Consider the following 7,096-nt stretch of genomic DNA (forward strand, 5'->3'; position numbering starts at 1 on the left):
GTCATGTTCAAGCGAAACACCAGAGCCCTGGGGGGCGCCGCCTTGTGCGGCGCCCTGCTGGTCAGCGGCTGCGCCAATCAGATGTCGCAACGCAGTGAACACGAGGAGCGGGTCGAGCGTAAGTTGCTCGACCACAGCCTGCAGATCGATGTAGGCGAGCCTAAAGTGCTGGAGCTGCCGCAACGCCGGGTTCGCATTCATGAGCAGAAGACCTTCGAGGTCACCGAATTCGAAGTCACCCGTCGTTACGACCGCTACACGCCCTACCAGCCCTGGCGCAAACTCTATGAGATGCCCCTGGGTGCCGTGGCGCTGGTAGCGGGCGTGGGTGCCAACGTGGCGAATATCTTCGCCCTCGGCAACCTGCCCACGAGTGTGACCCATGACTGGTTGAGCTATGGCGTGGACGGCATCAACCCGTTCATGAACGTGCAATCCCACGGCCGTGCGCAACAGAACCTGGCGGCCATCGATGAAGTCCAGCGTGACAAGCGCCTGGAGTATTCGAGCCTGCCCTGGAGCGAGCGCCCGGTGCAAGTCACCGCCGGCAAGCAGACCCACGAGCTGACCACCGACCGTAACGGCATACTGCGCCTGAACCTGTTGGACAGCCCCTTTGCCGAGCAGGACCTGAACCGCATCACCACGCTGAAAATCACTGTGGCGGATGGCCAGGACGACGTGCACACCGACTCGACCCTGGCGGTCAGCAACACGCTACGCAGCAAGCTGCTCGAAGCCCATGCCCTGATCTATGACGACCTGGAAGATGACGAAGTGAACCAGTGGGTACACCGGGTCAAACGCCTGTCGGAGCTGGGCCTGGAAGAAGAAGCCAGCGAGCTGGAACAAAGCCTGATCGAACTGACGCGCAACGACCCGGAGCTGCAGCAGGAGTTTGTGCAGGCACTGACCAAGGATGCGGGGCGGTTAGTCGCCGATCCTGGCGCACGTTGATCGTGCAATACCTGTGAAGATCAAACTGTGGGAGCTGGCTTGCCTGCGATAGCGGTGTATCAGTTAAAGCATTCTTGACTGACACACGGCTATCGCAAGCAAGCCAGCTCCCACATTTGTTTCGGGTTTTTACCAGGAAAACTCGAGCTGTTCGTTGCCGCCGCTCAGGTCTAGCAACCGTACGCCTATCCCCAGCAACCGCACCGGCTTGCCCCCGCGATTGAACGCCTGGGTCATCAACTGTTCATAACTCTCCAGATCCCGTCCTGCCCCGGCCTGCTCCAGCGTCGTCTGGGTAAAGTCATGAAACTTCACTTTCACGAACGGCTTGCCCGCCCGGTAGCTGCTGTCGATACGCGCCATACGCCCGGCCAGGGTCTCCATCAGCTCCGGCAGTTTCGCCAGGCAACTTGAAAGATCCGGCAAGTCCACATCGTAGGTGTTTTCCACGCTAATCGATTGCCGACGGCTGTCGTTTTGCACCACACGGTCATCAATTCCACGGGCCAGGCTCCAGAGGCGCTCGCCAAAACTGCCGAATTCGCGCACCAGCGCCAGTTTGTTCCAGTCGCGCAATTGCAGGCAGTCTTCGATGCCCAGGCGCGCCAGCTTGTCAGCGGTGACCTTGCCCACGCCATGCAGTTTGCTGACACGCAACTGCGAGACAAAGTCCTCAACCTGATCCGGCGTGATCACAAACAGGCCGTTGGGCTTTTTCCAGTCGCTGGCGATCTTGGCCAAAAACTTATTGGGCGCCACGCCGGCAGACACAGTGATATGCAACTGGTTAGAGACCCGGCGCCGAATGTCCTGGGCAATACGCGTGGCGCTGCCGCCAAAATGCGGGCTGTCAGACACGTCGAGGTAGGCCTCATCCAGCGACAACGGCTCGATCAAGTCGGTGTAGTCACGGAAGATCAGTTGGATTTCTTTCGACGCTTCTTTATAGGCATCCATGCGCGGCTTAACAATGGTCAAGTCCGGGCAGAGCTTCAAGGCGTGACGTGACGACATCGCCGAACGCACCCCATACGCCCGCGCCTCGTAGTTGCAGGTGGCTATCACCCCACGCCGATCTGCCGAGCCACCGACGGCCAAGGGCTTTTGCGCCAGGCTCGGGTCGTCGCGCATCTCGATGGCGGCGTAGAAGCAATCACAGTCGACGTGGATGATTTTGCGCTGCGTCATATAAACGGAGTGTTAACCAACGGGTGGCCAGTATCGCACTCACCCCTGTATATAGCACCAGTAGTTTGAATCTTCCGCCTGAGCGGTAGGAAATTTCGCAGATGAATATATTTTCTTAATCGAATCTAGCATCCCAATAGAGCTGAAAGCCTTGCCCTGCCTGGCTCCAAGCCCTCGTGAAGCTCCTCATCAAGCGCTAACCGATTGAAGCACAAGCGCTTTTCTTCAGTTTACGGGTTGACACACTCGCGTTCCTCTGTAGAATGCCGACACACAGACGCGGGATGGAGCAGTCTGGTAGCTCGTCGGGCTCATAACCCGAAGGTCGTCGGTTCAAATCCGGCTCCCGCAACCAAACATCAAAAAAGGCTACTCGAAAGAGTGGCCTTTTTTGTGCGCGTCTGTTTTTCCTAGCACGACGCGCCCAACACCTTGATTTCTGAATAATTAGCGCTTATTTCAGCGATCGGCTCATTAACGGTTGACACCCCGCCATTGGGCTGTAGAATGCCGCCCACAGACGCGGGATGGAGCAGTCTGGTAGCTCGTCGGGCTCATAACCCGAAGGTCGTCGGTTCAAATCCGGCTCCCGCAACCAAACATCAAAAAAGGCTACTCGAAAGAGTGGCCTTTTTTGTATCTGGCGAAAAAGTTCTTCTGAAACAATGGCATGGCATCTTTCATGAAACCGTAGACGGTTTGCAGAGTCCATCTCATTGCACGCTATGCTCACTGCTCAAGCGCTCCCCCTCTACGACCAATGGCCGCAGTCGCCGCGCCCGGTGATCCGCGTTAATATTTGTAATTATTTTGTCCATAGGGATTGGTAACTTGGCTGGATACCTCCATCCTGTCGCGCACAATCCACGAGGTGATTGATGCGCGCCAACTCGTCTGAACCACAAGACACCGTTACAGCAGAACAACCGATCACTCCCACCCGTTTGCGGTGGCTGGACCTGTTGAGCAAGTATCGCCAGCCCATCGGCCTAGCCGTGACGCTCCTGCTGTTTGCAATCGCCCTGATCGCCTGCCGGCACCTGCTGCTGGAGCTGGACCTCTACGCCCTGCACGATTCGATCCTGGAAGTGCCCAAGCCTGCCCTATTGGGGGCCTTTGCGGCGGCGGTCGCCGGCTTCGTGATCCTGCTCGGCTATGAGTTCTCCGGCGCGCGGTATGCCGGCGTGCAATTGCCCGCCAAAACCTTGGCCCTGGGTGGTTTCACCGCCTTTGCTATCGGCAACGCCATTGGTTTGTCGATGCTCTCGGGTGGTTCGGTGCGTTACCGTTTATATGCACGCCATGGCATCGGCGCCTCGGAAGTGGCGCACATGACCGTATTCGCCAGCCTGGCCCTGGGCTGTGCCCTGCCGCCGCTGGCCGCGCTGGCCACGTTGAGCAACTTGCCGGCCGCCTCGACTTACCTGCATTTATCGCAAAGCCTGCTCGGCGGCATTGCCGGCGCCGTGCTGCTGTTGTCGGCCCTGCTGTGCATCGGCATCTATCGCCGCCGCCTGCCGGAACAGCCCTACCCCGACAACCTGCTGGTCAAGGCCGGGCGCCGTACCCTGCGCCTGCCTGGCCGACGCCTGACTTTCCTGCAACTGATCATCACCGCACTGGACGTCGCCGCAGCCGCCACCGTGCTGTATCTGCTGTTGCCGGAAGCTCCGCCCTTCGGCCCGTTCCTGTTGGTGTACCTGCTGGCCCTGGCCGCCGGTGTGCTCAGCCATGTGCCGGGCGGCGTGGGGGTATTCGAAGCGATCCTGCTGGCGGCCTTTGCCGACAAACTCGGTGCCGCGCCCCTGGCTGCTGCCTTGCTGCTGTACCGCATGATCTACGTGGTGCTGCCGCTGCTGATCGCCTGCGTATTCCTGCTGGTCAACGAGGCCCAGCGCCTGTTCCAGACCCAGCAAAGTCTGCGGGTAGCGTCGGGGCTGGCAGCGCCAGTATTGGCCGTCCTGGTTTTTTTGTCCGGCGTGGTCCTGCTGTTTTCCGGCGCCACGCCAGAGATCGACTCACGCCTGGAAAACATCGGCTTCCTGATTCCCCATCGTCTGATTGACGCGTCGCACTTCGGTGCCAGCCTGATCGGTGTGTTGTGCCTGTTGCTCGCCCAGGGCCTGCGCCGGCGGTTGTCGGCCGCCTGGATGCTGACCATGGTGTTGCTGCTGGTTGGCGCCCTGCTTTCGCTGCTTAAAGGCTTCGACTGGGAAGAAGCCAGCCTGATGACCATGACCGCAGTGCTGCTGGCCATCTTCCGGCGCTCGTTCTACCGCGCCAGTCGCCTGACCGAGTTGCCGTTTTCGCCGCTGTACCTGGTGGCCAGTGTCTGTGTGCTCGGCGCTTCGATCTGGCTGTTGCTGTTTGCCTACCAGGACGTGCCCTACAGCCACCAACTCTGGTGGCAGTTCACCCTCGACGCCAACGCCCCACGTGGTTTGCGTTCGCTGCTCGGCGCCGCCGTGTTGCTGGTGATCGTGTCGCTGACCTGGCTGCTGCGCACGGCACGCCCGGTCATCCACCTGCCGACCCCGGAAGAACTGGAGCGCGCCAGCAAGATCCTGATGGCCTCGTCCCAACCCGACGGCGGCCTGGCGCTCACCGGCGACAAGGCGCTGCTGTTTCACCCTAACGATGAAGCCTTCCTGATGTATGCCCGTCGCGGGCGTAGCCTGGTGGCCTTGTACGACCCGATCGGCCCGACCCAACCGCGCGCCGAGATGATCTGGCAGTTCCGCGACCTGTGCGACATCCACCACGCCCGTCCGGTGTTCTATCAGGTACGCGCCGAGAACCTGCCGTATTACATGGACATCGGCCTCACCGCGATCAAACTGGGTGAAGAAGCCCGCGTCGACCTGAAACGCTTTGACCTGGAAGCCAAGGGCAAAGAAATGAAGGATTTGCGCTACACCTGGAACCGTGGCACCCGGGACGGCCTGTCCCTGGAAATCTGCGAACCGGGCAAGGCGCCGATGGATGAATTAAAAGTCATCTCCGACGCCTGGCTTACAGGTAAGAATGTGCGGGAAAAAGGCTTCTCCCTGGGCCGTTTCAGCGATGACTACCTCAAGCACTTTCGTATCGCGATCATTCGCTTCGAAGGGCGCCCGGTGGCCTTCGCCAATCTGCTCGAAACCTATAATCATGACCTGGCCAGCCTCGACCTGATGCGTGCCCACCCGGACGCGCCCAAGTTGACCATGGAGTTCATGATGGTGGGCCTGATTCAACACTATAAGAGCCACGACTACGCGCGCTTCAGCCTCGGCATGGTGCCGTTGTCGGGCTTGCAACCGCGCCGTGGCGCACCGCTGACCCAGCGCCTGGGCTCGATGGTGTTCCGCCGTGGCGAGCAACTGTATAACTTCCAAGGTTTGCGCCGCTTCAAAGACAAGTTCCAGCCCGACTGGGAACCCCGTTACATGGCCGTGCCCGCAGGACTGGATCCGCTGGTGGCATTGGCCGATACCGCCGCCCTGATTGCGGGCGGCTTGACTGGATTGGTGAAACGCTGATGATTCGACGCTCCTGGCGGTATGTATTGGCTTTAGTGGTGCTGCTTGCGCTGATCGCGGCGGGTGGCTTCTGGTACTGGAACCGCCCCGCCCCGCAACCGACTCTGGAGCACTTGCCCCAGGCCGACGGTTCGGTAATGACCCGCGTAACCCCGGCCAGCACCGCAAAAGCCCGCGTGGCCGTGGCGGTGATGGCCGACGAAACCTTGACCGACAGCCAACTGATTGCCCTGAGCCAGGGCGGTGCTGCGCAACTGGTTCAGGTGGTGCTGCCCAAGGATGACTGCGCACTGCAGGAAAAAGCCCTGCAAGGCGCCCTGGCCCAGCTCAAAGGCCCGGCAACCCTGGTCAGCGGCATCGGCCCTGGCGCCGCACTCGCCTGGCGCTGGCTGGCCACCCAGAACGACGACAAGGCCAACGCCATCTCCGTGGGCTTCGCCCTGAAACAGGAAGGCTGCAACGACCCGCTGCCGAAAACCGCCGCCCATGGCAGCTGGCTGGTGGCGTGGAACGATAACCCCGACGATGAAAGCGCCAGTTTCGTACGTGACACACCGCGCGCTACTACCAGCATCAGCGACTACGACATTCATTACCCACAGGTGCTGAATAACGAACTGCGCAAGCAACTGGTCGGTTCGGACAACGGCGGCCTGGCGATTCCGGTGGTGGAAGTGCCTGCTGGCCAAGCCAAGGACACCGTGACCCTATTCCTCTCCGGTGACGGCGGCTGGCGCGACCTGGACCGCGACGTGGCGGGCGAGATGGCGAAGATCGGCTACCCGGTGGTGGGCATCGACACCCTGCGCTACTACTGGCAGCACAAGACGCCGGAGCAAAGCGCCAAGGACCTCACCGAGCTGATGCAACACTACCGGCAAAAGTGGGGCACCAAGCGCTTCGTGCTGACCGGTTACTCGTTCGGCGCCGACGTATTGCCGGCCATCTACAACCGTATGCCAGAGAACGAACAGCAACGGGTGGACGCGATCATCCTGCTGGCCTTCGCCCGTACCGGCAGCTTTGAAATCGAAGTGGAAGGCTGGCTGGGCAACGCCGGCAAAGAAGCCGCCACCGGCCCGGAAATGGCCAAGCTGCCGCCTGAGAAAGTCGTGTGCATCTACGGCGCCGAAGAAGTCGACGAGAGTGGCTGCACCGACAAGACCGCCGTGGGCGAAGCCATGAAGCTGCCGGGCGGGCATCACTTCGATGAGAACTACCCGGCGCTGGCCAAGCGGTTGGTGGATATTATCGTCAAGCATCAGGCCAAAGCCGAATAACTCCAGCTTAACCTAAGACCCAATGTGGGAGATTCTATGGTTGAGGGGCAACCCTCAACCAACTTTTGGCTGATATTCGCTTTGCCCTTTCAGCAGAGCGAACACCACCCTAGCAAGCTTGCGGGCCAGTATTACCAGCGCCTGTGTGGT

Annotated in this window: 4 protein-coding genes and 2 tRNA genes; 5 read left to right on the top strand and 1 reads right to left on the bottom strand. The window is 60.4% G+C overall.

The window, feature by feature from the left end; translation table 11 throughout:
• Nucleotides 1-3: 3 nt before the first annotated feature.
• A complete protein-coding gene (locus JMV15_RS20160) occupies nucleotides 4-957 on the top strand; it encodes a hypothetical protein (protein WP_038451399.1) in 954 nt (317 codons plus the stop codon).
• A 129-nt stretch (nucleotides 958-1,086) separates the two neighbouring features.
• Here JMV15_RS20160 and dinB read toward each other — a convergent pair whose 3' ends face one another.
• Complete coding sequence (dinB, locus tag JMV15_RS20165) at nucleotides 1,087-2,145, bottom strand: DNA polymerase IV (protein ID WP_014719774.1); 1,059 nt, start codon at nucleotides 2,143-2,145, stop codon at nucleotides 1,087-1,089.
• Between the two features lie 278 nt (nucleotides 2,146-2,423).
• Here dinB and JMV15_RS20170 point away from each other — a divergent pair.
• From JMV15_RS20170 to JMV15_RS20185, 4 genes are all read left to right on the top strand, one after another.
• Nucleotides 2,424-2,500 (top strand) — tRNA-Met (locus tag JMV15_RS20170).
• Nucleotides 2,501-2,666: 166 nt separating this feature from the next.
• Nucleotides 2,667-2,743: transfer RNA gene (locus JMV15_RS20175), tRNA-Met, on the top strand.
• Between the two features lie 280 nt (nucleotides 2,744-3,023).
• Nucleotides 3,024-5,666 (top strand): bifunctional lysylphosphatidylglycerol flippase/synthetase MprF, encoded by a 2,643-nt coding sequence (gene mprF, locus JMV15_RS20180; protein WP_014719775.1) that lies wholly within the window; start codon nucleotides 3,024-3,026, stop codon nucleotides 5,664-5,666.
• Nucleotides 5,666-6,946, top strand: a complete 1,281-nt coding sequence (locus JMV15_RS20185; RefSeq protein ID WP_038451401.1) for a virulence factor family protein — start codon at nucleotides 5,666-5,668, stop codon at nucleotides 6,944-6,946. Before mprF ends, JMV15_RS20185 begins: the two co-directional genes overlap by 1 nt.
• Nucleotides 6,947-7,096: the final 150 nt, after the last annotated feature.

Origin of the sequence: Pseudomonas paracarnis, from assembly GCF_904063055.1 — a bacterium.
GTDB lineage: Bacteria > Pseudomonadota > Gammaproteobacteria > Pseudomonadales > Pseudomonadaceae > Aquipseudomonas > Aquipseudomonas paracarnis.